The organism is Candidatus Neomarinimicrobiota bacterium, from assembly GCA_041154365.1.
GTDB lineage: Bacteria > Fidelibacterota > Fidelibacteria > Fidelibacterales > Fidelibacteraceae > Fidelibacter > Fidelibacter multiformis.
This window is the reverse complement of record AP035449.1, coordinates 951717-968602: the sequence shown is the minus strand read 5'-3', so window position 1 is coordinate 968602 and position 16886 is coordinate 951717. Positions and strand designations below refer to the sequence as shown.

The following is a 16886-nucleotide window of genomic DNA, read 5'->3' as shown; positions in this document are numbered from 1 at the left end:
TCCTCTCCTCTCTTAATATTGCGTTTCCACTTTATCGATTACATCAGCCAGGCTGATGGTTTCCATCTTTGATTCAATATCCCGCTGAATATCCTCAAACAAATCCAGGAAATAGGTGTTTATTTTTTTATTCAGGGGGATTTGTTCATGGTTTCCACTGACAGCCAGGTGGAAGGCCTTCCGGGTTTCGATTGCACAATACAACTGCTGCAGATTGATCTGGTCCGGTGTCATATTGAGAATAAAGCCACCGCCGGCTCCCTGCATACTCTGAATAATCCCGGCTTTCGCAAGCATGGATAAAATCAAGCGGAGCTGGGACGCATTAATGCCTGTCATCCCTGAAATTTCCGCACTGGATAAGGGTTCTGGATATGCCCTGGCAAGACAATGGACGGCCTTAACCGCTGTAGATAATTTTAACGATGCAGACATACTTAATCCTAACTGTTGCAGTGAGTGTAACATTTATTTTTGAGAGAGGCAAATGGATTTTACGTTTAAACGTTAGGATGTTGAGGCTTACTACAATCGATGTTGATAGTCGGCAGTGAGTCGCGAGGAAGTCGAAAGTCGAAAGTCGAAAGTCGAAAGTCGAAAGTCGAAAGTCAAAAGTCGAAACCCCTGGACCCTTGAGCCCATGAACTCTTGAACTCATGAACCCCTGAGCCCATGAACTGTCTATTTTAAGAAGATAAGTTTTTTGGTGTCTGAAAAGGAAACCGTTTTAAGGGTATAGAGATAGACACCACTTGGGACCGGGGTTCCGTTCATATCCGTGCCGTCCCATGTTACGGAATGGCTGCCGGGGGCCTGACCGGTTATGTTCCATTCCCGGATAACATGTCCTGCAATATCATGGATCACCAGAAATCCCCGGGTATTGTCGGGAATCTCATAGCGAATTTCCGTCACAGGATTGAAGGGATTGGGAAAATTTTGTACCAATGAAGCGCGACGAGGGACAGAAATGATCCCGGTGGGTGTTACCACAAAAGGTTCCGGTCCGGCTTCTTTTTCAGCTCCTGCCAAATCCTGTGCCGTTACCTTCCAAAAGAGCTGACCATTTTCAATATCCTCAAGAATCACACTGGTATCGGAAAACGTTTGAGAATACAGAATGGGTGTAAAATCAGAGGAATTGCTGATACACATCGTATAAGTCACCTGATCATTGACATCCACATCCACAGCTTCTTCCCAGAGGAAACGTTTGGAGCGACAAGTGTCCCCCTGAACCGGCGAAAGTAATTGAAACGCCTGAGGCGCATCATTCACAGGCAGTACCGTAACAAGACAGTGTTCCATGGCAATGTTATCACCATCCGTCACCAGAAACACAACATCCTGCGTACCATTCCAGTTTTCGTTTCCCTTCATTGTCACAATGTGTGAATCCGGATCGATTGAAATATCAATACCCGAAGAACTCCCCTTATCCTCCAGCTCTTCAACAGAAAAATCCTGTTTAGAGGAAAGAAACGATTGCATCCCGTTAAATGAAATAAACCACAGGAGCAAGGAGTCGGGCGTATCCGCATCGTAAACCAACGAATCCAGGTCGAAGGCTATTATCGAGCTGTCTTCAGGGAATTCAATATCCGGAAATGCTTTCGTGACGGGAGCTTTCGTTGCCGGGTTAAAATAGAGGACATTCAGCATGAAATGCTGTTCATCAACACTTCCGTTGCCGTCATCGGCGAAAATCAGCATTTCATGACTCCCAATATCATCCGTTTCAGGGAGGCCGCGAATCAAACCCGAAAGGGAATCGATGCTCAGAAAATCAGGTCCGGTCAGGTGATAAACAAGTCCCTCCCCCTCATCCAGACTGTTCACATCGTATTCATACTCATGCTGTTCATAAACGACATCGAGCGGAGCCGATGTAATTTCTGAAGGTGTATTGATGATATTATAAGACAATTTTGCTGAAATTGTATCTCCGTATTCCGAATCACAAGCCAATACACGCAATGAGTCCAAACCCACATAGCGATTTCCCGGCCTACCGGAGAGTCGGGTTATATCCTCATTCGGAATAAGATATGTCGGACACGCCACAAACCGGATTTCGACCGAATCCCCCCGAAAACTGCTGAAGTGCTTGTATTGAATCGAAATCTCAAGACTGTCATCTTCAAGGAAGAAGGATGAATCTGCTTTATCGAAGATTATGGTTGGTGCCGGGGTTGTTGTAAAAACACCGTTTTGATATACACAACTAAACTGATACGCCTGTGAATCATAGACATACACGGGACCTGTAAATTGAATACCGGATGTCTGTCCCTCTACCGCATTAGGGTTGACATAAAACTCAAGGACATCCAGCGTATCGCCGGCAGATAAATCCAGGGGTGATGAGTTTAAGCGGTATGATATCGATGTGACGGTCCCGGATTGAATCGTATCGGATTCAGCAATCCGGTTTTTCCGGACACCCCGGTACGTCAGCAGGTCATTGTTAAATGACAGGGTAAATTGTATATCTCCAACATCAGTGACGGTGCTGTCATTCAGAATGGGAATGGAAACAATGGTATTGGGGAAACTTTCCGAATCGGGTATCCGAAGGGACATGTCGGGCTGATACACCTGGTTTTCCAACAGGCTTACACCCAGATTCCGGTCCGAGATACAGATATAATTCCCGTATGCAGCCACATCCACAATTTTGCAATTATCCGGTGCATAATATCCCACTTCTTTGGGCTGTGCCGGATCGGATACATTAATAACCTTTACCCCTTCTTCCTGGCATGTGGCATATATAAAAGAATCTTGGAGGGCAATAGATTCCATTCGGATACTTGTAGCAAAAAATCCGATCTCCTGCATGGAATAGACCTCTGAGATATCCACAATCTGGAGTCCGTCTCGGGTGGCGATATAGGCCAGGTTATCCTGAATCACCAGATCCAAAGCCATATCCCGGGTAGAAAAAAGGCGAACCTCTGTTAGCCATAAACTGTTACTTAAAACACGCAAACCGGATTGATCTGCGACATAGAAATAGGGGTCCTGAAATGTAATGGCAGCCGGATCGGCAAAGAATGTGGTGGACCGCCCATATAAGGGATTGGCCGGATCGTTAAAATCAGCTATTTCGATTGCATTGCTTCCATCATTAGTAGAATATGATCCAATAAACGCATAATTATCATCATTAAGATCGATGGCACACGGTCTGTTTTCTGCAAGATAATGTCCCAACTTAGCGGGATTTGACGGATTTGAAATATTTATAATATCGATACTATAGCCTAAGAGAAAAGCAAGCGTGTCTTTCAAAACAATCTTGTCAAATGGGGCATCTATTTGGGAGAGATCTACCGGATTTTCCGGGTTTGATATCTCCATCATTTTCAGAAGACTCACATCTCCTGATGCCTGAAAAGCGACAATATCGTTTTGCACGGCTATGGTATAGCTGATGTAATTACTTAATTGACTTACATGCTTAACATTCCATGTAGGGTGTGTCTGTGCAATCAAACTCACGTTATAAAAACAAATCATCAGAAAAATTATCGTAAAAAAGGTGATGATATTTCTTTTCATATTTGGTCTGCTCCCTTCTGCTCTCTTGGTTTATCAAAGCATGGAATGGACATAATCCGGGAATAATGATTATTCAAGTACAATCATAAATTAATATTATTTTCGTTTTAAGTTACGTTGATTCGTGTAGAAAATAAAGGATTATGTCAGGCCAGGAACTAGAAGCGAGAGACATATACCGGCATTCGAGTCGTGAGTCGAAAGTTAAAAGCCCCAAGTCGAAAGTCAACCGTTGTGTGTCAGGACATAGGTAACAGTCAGCTGATCAAATTCAATCATTCTTAATTCAATTCATCCCGTGAAAGTCCCAATCCCAATTGGGAGACCGATTTCACGGGATCATCCTTTGACTTTCGGCTCGCCAACTGCCGACTGAATAGTGACGCGTGACGAGTAACGCGTGACAAGGGGTTCAAGCACCTCACTTCGTTCGGTGTTCAATAGCCGCTACGCAGCTTTCAAGGATCTCACTTCGTTCGATCTTCAAACCCAGCTATGGGGTAGTGAGTTCTTTTTTGAATACTGCAAAGCAGTGTTTGAATTTTGAGCGCAGCGAAGCAGTTGAACGGCACGAAGTGCCGCTTGAATTTTTGAACGCCAATGGCGTTTGAATGTTGATCCAGAGACGTACCAATCCTCTAATCAATCCAATCATCCAATCAAACCAATCGAGTCAATCGACTTTTTGACTTTCGACTTTTGACTTTCGACTGCCGACTGTCGACTGCCGACTGCCGACTTATTTCATCAACACCATTTTCTGTGTTTTCACAAAATCCCCCGCCTGCATCCGGGCGAAATAAATCCCCGAACTGTATCCCGAGGCATCCCAGGTGACGGTGTGATATCCGGCGGGTGTGTTTTGATTGACGAGTTGTTCCACCAACCGGCCGGTGATGTCATAGATATACAGCGTAACATGGCTTGCTTCCGGAAGTGAATATCGGATGGTTGTGGTGGGATTGAAGGGATTGGGGTAATTTGTAGAAATGCTGTATGCTTTTGGAATTATGGGATCAGCTATGCCAACATAAGGGGGATCATCAGGATATTCCCAGTTTAAATAGGGATAACCGTCATTTCTATTATTTCCCATATTCCATATTCCCGTACTATCGGGGGATTTAAAATTCCATCCAGCATCTTGATACGTTTCAATCTTCATTAATAATCTTGTTCCTTTTCCTGACCCTCCTGCACTGAGGTTGATCCTGGATGTTGTACAATCCCAAAAACTATCAGATACATTGGAATTATCACTTTTTCCGATCAATCCACCAACCGTTTCAATCCCTGATACAAGTCCTGTACTCAGACATTTGGATAAATGTGAGGAAGCCCCGTGTAATCCAATAAATCCCCCAACAATATTATTTCCACTTACATCCCCTCTGCAATAACCGTTCTGAACAGATGAATTGTTCATTTCTCCAATAAATCCGCCAACTAGAGAATCTCCTGATACACGACTAAAGCTCATACATTCATAAATCTGCGAACCATTGCTAGCTCTTCCAATAAATCCACCCACATAATCTTTACCTAAAACCAACTCAGAACTGTAAGAATATTCCACAATAGTATTTATATTTATATGACCAAGAAGACCCCCCACTCGTTTTATTCCATTCACAATACACTTACTAAAACTATTAGAAATTACCGATTCTTGCGAATAACCGACGAGTCCTCCTATAGAATTTCCCCTACCATTTACAAAACCTGTTGTATTACAGTTTTGAATATTGGAAAGAATGTTTCTTCCCACCAGTCCACCGGTCTGATCATGACCAGTTATGTTCACGTTAATTAGCTTAAGATTCTTTATGACCGCATTGTTTATGCCCCCAAATAAGCCTTCAAAATCATCTTCCGGCCGGTTAATAAATAACTCGTTAATAAAATAACCATTCCCATCATAAACCCCTGTAAAATAGGTGGGAAAATAACCTATGGGAAACCACCCCTTGCCCCCATCCCAGTTTGCTGTTTCCGAGGCATCAATGTTCGAGGTCTGAATATAGTGTCTATCCCAGTGATCATCAGAATTCATTAACCACCTTAAATTTTCCAAAGTATGAATCTGATAGGGATCATCTTCTGTTCCGGACCCGGCAATGGTTGTAAAAGTCATTTCATCACCATAAGTTGTTCCTATAGCGTTTGTCACATAGGGGCGTACATAAATTTTTGTGTTAATATTTTGTCCCGCTATTTTACTATAGAATTCACCAGCATATGGCACTTCACCTTCTTCAATTTTGGATTCATGAATAGTCGGTTTTCCTGTAGTATTCCAGCATACGCCATATTGATTTCCTCTCGGATTCCCGATATTAGGTATGCTATAATGTATACATGCTCCATCAAATTGAATGCTGTCGACTGACAACGTAAAAACTGTTGGTAAAACATTTTGGGGACCACCATCATCAGGGTATTCCCATGCAAGGTAAGGATAGCCATCATTTCTTTCACTCTGAATATTCCAGATTCCCTCAAAGCCCAATTCTTTAAAATCCCAGTATTCTACGACAAAGGTTTCTATTTTTTTCAATTCTGAGGGTGATTTTCCAACACCTCCAGCACTTGTCGTTTGTCCTGAATTCTTATTATCCCAAAAACTATGAACTGTTTCTCCATAATAATTATAACCAACAAGTCCACCAGTATAGAAATTTCCACTCACTGAACCCGAGCTATAGCATCTATCTATTTGTGAAAACCTGTTTATTCCCGTTAAACCACCTACGATTTTATTACCCGTTACATCGCAAGTGCTATAAGAATTCCTGATCACTGACGCCCATAATTCATAGGGGTCTATAAAAATTGTGGATGCACTTCCGGTTAACCCGCCCACAAATTGCTTGCCGTTAACCGTTCCGGTGCTGTAACAGCCGGACACATAAGAATCGTGCACATCCCCTGCAATAGAACCGACTCTATCCATACCAACAATATTTACATTTGTCATTCCAAGATTAATAATTTCTGAATGTAGAGGATTTCCAAAGAGTCCAATATTATTTTCTTCCGGCCTCTTTATATATAATCCTTCAATTTTGTGACCATTCCCATCATAGAAACAATGATCAATAGTCTCTACAGGAATCCACCCTTTTCCATTATCTAATAGTTTTGATTCTGAAGCATCAATATCAGACGTCTGTATAAAATATTGTCCCAAGTAATAAGAAGAATTTAAGGTCATCCAAAGAAGGTTAGCCCAAGACCCAATTTGATATGGATTCTCTTCAGTACCCGCTCCTTCAGGCTTAGTATATGTGAGCAGTGTATCCTCCGGACTATACGCTGTTCCGAATTCACTCGTAGCGTATGCACGGATATAATAGGTAACATTCAAATGAATACTATCAATCACTGAACTGAAAGGACCTGCACTGGCAATGATTCCTTCTTCCGTTTTATTATCATGTATTGTCGGATTACCCGTTGTATTCCAGCAAATACCATGTTCATACGCAACCGGATTCCCTTTGTTGTGAATCATTGCATGAACAATGGCGTTGTGAACCGTAATATTCGTGATACTGTCGATCCTAACCGTCGGTAAAACTGTGATATCGATATTGGGATCCTGTGGATACGTCCACGTTAAATAGGGGAATCCGTCATTTCTGTCATTTCCTATATTCCAGATACCTTCAACACCATATCCGGTAAAATCCCAGCAATTTTCAATAAATGTATGAAAATCTCTCATTTCTTCAGTTGTAATACCCGTTCCAGCACTGCTGGTACTCATGCAGGAAGTCTCAATATTCCAAAAACAATTTATTATATCTCTCTCGAAACCCCATGCAGTCAATCCACCGCTTATTGTAACAGGGGACACATAACCTGTGCTATAGCTATTCAAAATTATTGAAGATTCAGACGTTGCAACCAGCCCCCCGGCTTTATAAGACTTTGCGATCACTGAGGATCGGCTATAAGAATTTGCTATAGACGAGTTTCTATGCATATTACCAACAAGACCACCCGCAGATTGTGTTGAAGCATATATATTTCCTGTACTATAACATTGCTCAATAACAGAATAAATCCCGACACTACCGGCTATCCCGGCAATTTCTACCGTTCCATCAATATCAGCTGAGCTCCAACATTGAAAAATATATGATTGTTGTAAATCACCGACAATTCCACCAACTAAACCAGAACCGGATATTGTTCCCGTTGAATAACAATTTTCTATTCTCGAATGCCCGGTGCATAATCCAACGAAACCACCCATTTTATGATACCCCTGATAAGAAACATCTTCTAAACCGAGGTTTTGAATCAAAGCACCATTTACATACCCAAATAATCCTTGATATATAATCTGTCGATTAATAAAAAGGCTGTCAATCAGGAATCCCTTTCCATCATAGGAGCCTGTAAATGGAATTGTATCATTACCAATAGGCATCCACCCTTTATTGTCGTTCCAGCCTGAAGTCGATGATGCATGAATAGTGTCTGTCTGAATAAAGTGTCTGTCCCAGATTTCTGGATTTTGACTTAACCAATCTAAATTCTCCAAAGTTGCGATATGATATGGGTTTTCTTCAGAACCATCACCTGTAGCAGGTGGAACAGCCGTATGAGGGAACAACGTTACAGACATGAATAACAATATGAGTAAGCACAGTCTTTTAATCATTTTATTCCTAATTTTATATTTCAAGAATAATGAATTTAATAGATCAATAAAGATTTAGTACATTGCAACCCTAGTTTATCACCCCCCACTCTCTCACGGTAAACCCTTTTCGCTCAAATGCGGGAATTACCGGTTCGGGCAGTGATTTTACTTCCGGTACCTCTTTGATCACATAGAACAAACGCAGGATGGAATCGGGCGTTTTGCTGATGTTCAGGGTGATCACATCATCAATATTAGCCGTATGCTGGGGATAGATGGCGTAATAGGGTGAACTTTTCAACAGGGGTATCCAGTATTCCAGAAAGTCATCAATCTCCCGGCCGCTAAATCCATAAGCGTTCAGGTTTTCGGAAAAGAATCCGGACAAATCTTCACGGGAGATCACCCATCCCTTTTCACGCTGCCACAGATCGGGAACCGATGCTTCATAGAACAGATAATCATAAGTGCTATTTATGCGACCGTCCGGTGTCACGGTAATATCCTGCCAGGCATGGGGATACGGGGGATCGGAGATGACGACATCACCGCCCTGTGGAAAACCCAGGGACACGCTAAGCCGGCACTCTTCTTCCGGGTAGAGGTAGATGTTGGGTTTTCTGACTATCGCGCCTTCAAACAGAATAAATTGAACATTGTAATCTTTGTAATGGATATGCTCTCCGGCACGGGGATGGGGCTGGACATCCATCATATAAAATTGGACGGCATCATTAAATATCAATGTATCGGTGGATTTCGGTATCAATCTCTGATGAATTGAATCGATGTACAAACAAAAGCTGTTTCTATTACTAAAATTATTTACCGTAAAGCAGACCTTTGCCGTGCCGTCAAGCCTTTGATCATTTTCATCATAAACCCGCGTATCCACCGGTATACTATCCAGCCGGACCCACACCTCTTCACTTTCGTAGAGGGTCTCACCAATCCGGATTACAACGGTATCTCCCAGGATGAAGTCATCATAATCCGGAGATGTGGGATCGTCATCGCAGGTGGTGAGGAAAAGCGATAACAGGAGTAGAATGCTGATTGTTTTATACAGATGTTTCATGGTTATAAACCTTATTAATCATTTATTCCGTGTAATTATAATCGTATTCATCCCAAACCCTGCCAAGCCAGATTCGCGAGTTATGTATGGTTCTATGATCTTTATCAATACGTATGGGTGTATTGTAATAAAAGTAACATTTATAGTTTCCTGGCGGTATTTGAGGGTATCCTTTCAAAGTAACCGTTCGCGTCATCGATTTGCCCTTGTCAAGCCTTCTGTACCAGTCCGTTGACCATTCGGCGTTTTCACTAACTTTATATTGTGACGAAAGATACGTTCCGGTGGATTCATCCCTGAAATCAACACCATATGTATAATAGTGAAAAACAGAACTCCCAGTTTTGTCCGGATCAAATACATATAAATCATCCGAATCCCTGTTGGTAAGTTTGAATGTGTATTGAATCGTTGAAGTATCACTGTTATCCAGGATTAGAACATCAAGCAACTCCACTGATAATCCCCCATGATATATATTGTCCTGGATTAACGCATTACGTATCCGGGGATCACGTCTCGGATCATCCTGCTCAGATCTAAATTCTATGGGTATTATATCATCCGGATAATAAAAAATCACATACCCATCCGAAATAGTAGGCATTTTACCTATAGACATCGAACTTACTGTACTAAAAAATGAACCGATATAGATTCTTTGATTACCGGCTTTCACGATAAAGGGTTTTGATGAAAAGTGGAACATATATAATTGACTGCTGTCTGCAAGTTCATCAAAAAACCGACTTTTACTTTTATTCAGATAAATGTTGTGAGTGGAAAAATCGTAGAATTTGATGTCATCAGAAGAAATCCACGGATCGTCTTTCAGTTCCAGGTCATCAATATCCACATCTTTAATATCCCAATAGGATAAGCCGTCATCTTTCAACATATAAATGGAGAAATTCCCGGCAGAATCCTCATTTATTTCACAGGATATCACCAACAGTAATAACAGACTTGTTAATAAGATGATACGTTTCACAGATCTCTTCTTCAATGGTACACCTTTTACTCTTCCGGATAATCCAAAACAAACCCCCACTCCAGCATACGGTCCACATCCGAATCCTCAATGTAACAGTAAAACCGGTCTCCCCGTTTACATGCACAGGCAGCACACGTCGTTTCATACGGCCAGGTTCGTTCCATATCATAGATCGTCACACCCTGTTCTTTATAATACGTCTTAAAAACGTCCATCTTTTCTGTTTCACTCAAGTCATGCCACAGGTCATAATTGTCGTCATGTTTTTCCAGCCAGTCCTGCTCCCACGGATTTCCCATACACTGAATCGCATCAATGGATACCCAGGTGTATTCCTCTTCATCATCCAGGCAGGATGTGGCAAACAAAAGAGACAAAAAGAGGAGAATCAGCCATCGATTCATGATATATTTCCTGACATGTATCATTTCTTTATACTCTTGTTCTTTTTGATTGTAAGGCGGATTTGGTTAAAAATCAAGAGAATGTGTATACTTCTTTTTAATTGACTCATCATCATGCATTACGAGAAAAAACCAGTCGGAATGACAATCACAGATAATATCCCAGAATCATTTTACCTGTTATTTGTTTACGCCATTCCCCGGCCTGCATGGTATTTGTGACGATTGTACAATCTACATCAAAATGATCAAAACGCAGGTTAATTCCCCCTAAAAGATACTGACCATAAAGTCTTAAGTCCGTATCTTGAATATTTTCATGAAGATAGGGCATTGATAAAAATCCCAGGGAACAGGTGATTCGCTCTCCAACATCACCGGATATTCCAAAACTAATATCATAAGAATCGGATAAGAAATACAGATCTTCTTTATTGGAACGATATACTTTTGCAATTTCTGTTGATAATGAGATATTTTGATTCAAAGAACAGGTAAGCCCAAAAATCATCTTATCGGGGACTTTTTCGTGGATTTCTCCAACCAGTTCGTCAATAATATACTCGTCATCAAAGAAGGAATTCTTTTCATAGAATAACCCAATCTGGATTCTTCCTGCTCTGTCATACAGAATGCCTGCTTTCCAGCCAATGTTATCGGTACTGTTTTCTGTTTTCTGATAAATCGTTTTATCATCGGAATACATCGTATGATTAATATACAAAGTATTGTAATTGCCTTGAAATCCGACGCTGATTGTGTTTTTGCGAGAGGCAAAAGGTTTGATGGCATACGAAAGGTTTCCGGCATAGGAAAAGACCCGGACATTTTTAATGGGATTTATAACACCCGTTTCTATATAACCATCCGGCACATCCGGATCTACCATTGTACCTATTATCATCCCATAATCAACCTCTGAATTATATCGCTGACTGAAACCCAAACCCAGCCGGACATTGTTAAATGGCATGACCAATCCTACCGATTGAGGATATACATTGTGAATTCTTCTATGTTCAATATTTGCATACCAGTTTGGCATCTTATAATAATCCCACTGATAGGAGAATCCCGCAGATAAGGATTCAAACGCATATAATGCTGCCGGATTCATACTATTCATATTTGCCGGATGATTGATTCCTGAACTCTGAAAGCCTTTGCTGCTGATCGATTCAAGAACAAAACCCTGGGGTATGTTTATGCCGAAAACTTTAGTCGCAAGGCTTTGGGCAGACAAAGATACTGCGAATAGCAAAAGGATGAATAATAATACAGACTTTCTCATATTATGACATCTCTATATTTATTATCTCTACACACAAAATAATTAATCAATTTATCTCTTTTTAGCAAGGATTATATTCACTGGAAATCCATCCCCGCTATCCCCCACCCATCCGTTTCTGCTTTGACGGTAAAATATTCCAGGTCGCCCTGTGCATCCGGGTGCTGGTGGGTCCATTCAAGTAAAGCATTTTCATCGTGAACCGGTGCATCGTCGGGGAATTCACAATAGCGTATTTCCGTCCAGTGAAGTGTCACGTGTTTCATGATTATATCTCCTTTTGCTGTTTAAATCGTGTCTTAAAGAAAGGTCCGGACCTTCTACATGTCAGATCATCCCCTCAATCATATCCTCCAGATAATCCGGCTCCAGGCCGAAAGTGTCCATGCAGATATCATAAGCGGATGTGATGTCTCCGTGCAGCAGTCTCTCTGCGAAGTCGTCCATGGCCAGAGCGTTTTCAGAGTAAAGTATGCCAAAACACCCCTGTTTTTGACTCTCCCATTCCCGATATGTGCGACTATATCTGGCTTTTTTGCACATTTTAGTAAGACGTATGTAGGACAGTTTTTGTCGAAACAGGTCGTATTCCGTCGTATTTCATCGAAATCGGGGTTAAATCGGGGAATTGAAAAGAAAGGTCCAGATACACGAAAGCCCCTGATTATCAGAGGCTTAGCGTGATTGTTCTGTAGCGGAGGGAGGACTCGAACCTCCGTCCGCCCATCTTGGTGGGCGGATATGATCCCAACGAGCTACTCAAAATATTTGAGAATTATTTCCCTCATAAATAATCTACCACTATATGTCTTTAATTTCTTTTCACGTTTCATAGCCGCTGTTTTACTCCAGTAAACTTCAGTATATAAAACATCCCAAGGCCGATATTTTACGGTCCATCCTTTTTTACCTAGTGTATTATGAGAATGAAATCTTTGAATCAAATTTGATGTATATCCAATATATATTTTATCATGCTTTTGAGAATATAAGCAGTAAACAGTATACATGATGCTCCTGGGAAAAACAATATTCTTAGTAAGTAACTTATATTAACTGAACCTCCGGCTCAACAAGTCTCTCTATTATTAGGTTTTTCATATATCTTCACACAAATATAAAAGGGGCAATCTCTTGCCCCTTCTTCTGTAGCGGAGGGAGGACTCGAACCTCCGACCTTTGGGTTATGAGAATTCAGGAACTCATTGATACACTCTCATAACCTACTGGTTAACAGGATGTTATAAAAACATCTCATGTTGAATATTGCTATGTATGCCATATGTATGCCATAGACATCCAGGGGACACTTAAGTGGTGTTTTCAAGCTCCCTGATGGTTTGAGAAAGTGCATTTATTATTGATTTCTGAAGATTCTGATCAGGATGCGAATAGATTTTGGTAGTATTTGTTGAAGAGTGAGCCAATAGAATTTGTCGATCACTCATGGACACCCCGCTGAGAGATAGAAGGTGGTTGAATGTATGCCGGAAGCTATGAAGTGTTGCATGTGGTCGGTTGTTTTCACGAAGTATTTTCTGAAGGTACTTGCGAGGTATAGCTGTTCGATCATTCACTTTTTGTGGATCTGTATTATATAGCTTTGGGAAAACAGGGCCACTTTTTCCAGGTGCAAGATCAAGTTCTTCGATGAGACGATCACTGACAGACAGGTTATAAACTTTCCCGATTTTCCTGATTCTTACGCTCAGGAGCTTGTTCCGAAGATCAAAATCTTCGTAGAAAATACAAGCAGCATCACCCGCGCGTAAGCCAGTTTCCAATAGTACCAAATAGTATGGTCTCCAAATACTCGAGTCATTCAGGATAATATTTATATCTTCAGCAGTAAGGACTCGGTTCTCACGGACTTGTCTTTGCTTTGGCAGCTTCACATACAAGCAGGGATTCTTCTGCATAATATCCATACCAACCCAGTCATTGAACATCTGTGAAATGATCTGAATAATGTTTCTGACTGTTTTTGAAGCTAATTTATCTTCAACTGAAAGATGTCTGATAAAGGCTTCAATTATTTGCTTTGTTATATCCATTGGCGTGAGAATGCTATTAGCTGCACAGAATTCAATGAATCTGTTTACAGTTCTCTTGGTCTGATTGAATCTGTCTGAAGAAGGACATATGGGTTCAATCCTGTTTAAATAGTCTTCACAGACACCCCTCAACTTTGATTCAGGTGTAATCCCTCTCTGGAATTGTGAAATTCCATACTTCACAATATCCTGGTCCCATTTCAAACGGACTTCGTCAGCAAGCTTTTTATTCGTCTGATGAGTGGATCTACGAATCCTGATTCCATCAATAACAGTATCGTAGAAATAATAACGGGATTTCTTTTGCTTATATATTCTGCTCATAATTTCCTCCTAGTTTGCAAGGTTCTTTTTTAAGTATTCAAGTAGCTGATCTTCAGAGATCCGGTATTTTCCTTTCAGCTTGTAGGCTTGAAGATTTCCCCGATGAATCTCTGCGAGAATTGATTGATAGTGCAGATGCAGCAGCTCAGAAAGCTCTTCAGGGGTGTAGATTTTGGTCGGTACGTTCATCATCCATTTCCTTGTGTTGATTGTGAAAGGTCTGCCATGCAGATTGTCATAGTTTGCATGTCATTGCCTTCCGTTTTCAGTTCTCCGGGCTCACCCACGTTCACATCTTCCCTTTTCCGGGTTTGCTGGGAGCAGTTGCGGTATTCACCCATGCTTACTCTAGTTATGTCATGGGTTTTTGGACATTTTTGGGTAAAGGGGATGAAAAACGGGGGGATACAAAAAAGCCCCTGAAAGGGGTATCAGGGGCAAAGGGTTTGGATTAAATATTCCTATATGTGGGAAAAGGCGGGGGTTGCCGGGAGGTTATTGGGTTATTTTAAATGAGAGGGTATTAAAAAAGGCGGTTGTGATACCGCCCCTGGGTTATTTTATGCTGCCTGAAACCTGTCCCAATAAGCCAGAATGACGTTCGGGGACTATCGACTGTCGACTGTTGACTGTCGACTGCCGACTTATTTCATCAATACCATCTTTTGTGTCTTAATAGAACTTCCGGCTTTTAATCGTGCGATATACACACCTGAGCTGTAAGAGGATGCATCCCAGGTGACGGTGTGATATCCGGCAGGAATGTGCTGATTGACAAGTTGTTCCACCAGCCGGCCGGTGATGTCATAGATATTCAGCGTAACATGGCTTGCTTCCGGAAGTGAATATCGGATGGTTGTTGCCGGATTAAAGGGATTGGGATAATTCGCAAAGAGTCTGAATTTCTCTGCATGGTGAATCGCGGGTTTTGTTACAGAATTGTACGAATTTTCCTGAAAATCATACCAAAAGGTATGTTGCGGGTCATGGGCGTGCATTGGCCAGGGAAAGCGTTCCGGGACAAAAGGTACCGACGGGATGGTAAAAACCCATAAATAGACATTCCAGTCATAGGGATCTTCAATGCACAATGCCATTTCAACAGAGCCATCTTTGTCAATATCCCCCAGGGCCGGACATTTAAAACCGGTTATTGCAGGAGTTACCAAGGGGGACCAGCTGACTTCTTCTCCGGTATGATGGTAAACGTGGTAATGAGAACTGTCATTAAATGCCAGATTGTTATCAACGAATATTTCCAAATCCACATCTCCGTCTATATCTCCAATGACAGGATCAACTCCGGATTCTCTGCTGCCTGTGGGTTTAACCGGAAATCCCGGCAGGGGTGTTCCATCTGATAAATAAGTATATAGATGACCCGTATAATCCGCCCAGATGATTTCCAATTGACCATCCCCCGTCAAATCAGCCCAACTGCAGGGTTGGGAAATATATTCCGTGGAGAAATACTGAGGCCAACCCGGGAGAATCCCATGAAAGGGTGAAAACAGAGCCACGGCATATTCTTCCGGCGGAAAAATCCCCAGCTTATACATGCCGGCAAAGATCTCCGCAATTCCGTCCCGGTCCACATCGGCTGCTGAGAATATAGACAAAAAGTGGTCTTCAATATGCAAATGAACAGGTTCCATAAAAAAGGTCCCGTCCGGATTAAGGATATACAGGCTGTCACAGGAATTGATCTGCACCAGAATCTGTATTGAATCATTCCCGGTCAATGACGCAAGCTGATAATGACGGGGGCGGTTTTTTAAACGCACCGGCCAGCCGGGAAGAGGCGTTCCGGTGTGATCAATAATCACCAGTTCATTTTCTTTATTAAAAAGGATATCTGCCGTCCCGTCTCCGTTAAAATCGAACAATGTGGGGGTTTTGGGCTGATTGGTTGTCAGCGGCGCTTCAACGGGAAAGCCCGGGAACAATTCACCCCGATGATTCCAGGCATACAGAAAATGATCCGATGTCCCCCAGCCCCGGTCCCGGACCACCACATCCAATGTGTCATCCCCGTCAATATCTGCAATTGAGGCATTTTGCTGGATTCGATAGGTCGTCTCCTGTGGCCAGCCGGGAAGGGAAAACCCGTCTTTATTCACAATGAAGACTTTATTGTGAGCATTCATGATGATCTCTTTATATCCGTCTCTGTTCATATCCATCATTACCGGACTGGTTAAAAGAGGTCCACCATCCGGTCCATGCTCTAAAAAGACCTTAAACCTAAGACAGGGTTCTGGTGCATTTTGTCCGAAAATAAATGATACAAATAAACAAACGAAAAGCATATATCGGAATAATGATTTCATGATATCCTCAATAACTAATATAAACTCAGCAGATATAAAAGAAAAGATTACAATTATTTCCAAGAGGTTGGATATGGACATTCATTTGATTAAATAGCGAGATCCGAGACTAATTGAACACATTATTAACCAAACCCAATTCATCATTCAGACATTCAATTCATCATTCATCATTCATCATTCATCATTCTTA

General features: G+C 41.7%; 13 protein-coding genes. All 13 read right to left on the bottom strand.

Annotated features, from left to right (window positions below; all coding sequences use genetic code 11):
- Positions 1-12: 12 nt before the first annotated feature.
- Complete coding sequence (locus tag strainIA91_RS04225) at positions 13-435, bottom strand: RrF2 family transcriptional regulator (RefSeq protein ID WP_400167885.1); 423 nt, start codon at positions 433-435, stop codon at positions 13-15.
- Positions 436-681: 246 nt separating this feature from the next.
- On the bottom strand, positions 682-3564 hold the full coding sequence (locus tag strainIA91_RS04220) for a FlgD immunoglobulin-like domain containing protein (protein ID WP_400167884.1): 2883 nt from the start codon (positions 3562-3564) through the stop codon (positions 682-684).
- A gap of 739 nt (positions 3565-4303) precedes the next feature.
- Positions 4304-8200, bottom strand: a complete 3897-nt coding sequence (locus strainIA91_RS04215) for a GLUG motif-containing protein (RefSeq protein WP_400167883.1) — start codon at positions 8198-8200, stop codon at positions 4304-4306.
- 106 nt (positions 8201-8306) lie between these two features.
- Complete coding sequence (locus strainIA91_RS04210) at positions 8307-9296, bottom strand: hypothetical protein (protein WP_400167882.1); 990 nt, start codon at positions 9294-9296, stop codon at positions 8307-8309.
- Positions 9297-9318: 22 nt separating this feature from the next.
- Positions 9319-10287 (bottom strand): hypothetical protein, encoded by a 969-nt coding sequence (locus tag strainIA91_RS04205; protein ID WP_400167881.1) that lies wholly within the window; start codon positions 10285-10287, stop codon positions 9319-9321.
- 26 nt (positions 10288-10313) lie between these two features.
- Positions 10314-10694 (bottom strand): hypothetical protein, encoded by a 381-nt coding sequence (locus strainIA91_RS04200; RefSeq protein WP_400167880.1) that lies wholly within the window; start codon positions 10692-10694, stop codon positions 10314-10316.
- A 148-nt stretch (positions 10695-10842) separates the two neighbouring features.
- Positions 10843-11985, bottom strand: a complete 1143-nt coding sequence (locus strainIA91_RS04195) for a type IX secretion system membrane protein PorP/SprF (RefSeq protein WP_400167879.1) — start codon at positions 11983-11985, stop codon at positions 10843-10845.
- A gap of 77 nt (positions 11986-12062) precedes the next feature.
- Positions 12063-12251 carry a hypothetical protein gene (locus strainIA91_RS04190; RefSeq protein WP_400167878.1) on the bottom strand — a complete coding sequence of 63 codons (189 nt, stop codon included), beginning with the start codon at positions 12249-12251 and terminating at the stop codon, positions 12063-12065.
- A 489-nt stretch (positions 12252-12740) separates the two neighbouring features.
- Positions 12741-12995, bottom strand: coding sequence for a GIY-YIG nuclease family protein (locus tag strainIA91_RS04185; RefSeq protein ID WP_400167877.1), 255 nt, complete (start codon positions 12993-12995; stop codon positions 12741-12743).
- Between the two features lie 300 nt (positions 12996-13295).
- The gene (locus strainIA91_RS04180; protein WP_400167876.1) at positions 13296-14363 is read right to left on the bottom strand and encodes a tyrosine-type recombinase/integrase; all 1068 of its coding nucleotides are present in this window, start codon (positions 14361-14363) and stop codon (positions 13296-13298) included.
- Between the two features lie 9 nt (positions 14364-14372).
- Complete coding sequence (locus strainIA91_RS04175) at positions 14373-14555, bottom strand: helix-turn-helix domain-containing protein (protein WP_400167875.1); 183 nt, start codon at positions 14553-14555, stop codon at positions 14373-14375.
- On the bottom strand, positions 14552-14704 hold the full coding sequence (locus strainIA91_RS04170) for a hypothetical protein (protein WP_400167874.1): 153 nt from the start codon (positions 14702-14704) through the stop codon (positions 14552-14554). Before strainIA91_RS04170 ends, strainIA91_RS04175 begins: the two co-directional genes overlap by 4 nt.
- A gap of 303 nt (positions 14705-15007) precedes the next feature.
- Complete coding sequence (locus strainIA91_RS04165) at positions 15008-16693, bottom strand: T9SS type A sorting domain-containing protein (protein WP_400167873.1); 1686 nt, start codon at positions 16691-16693, stop codon at positions 15008-15010.
- Positions 16694-16886: the final 193 nt, after the last annotated feature.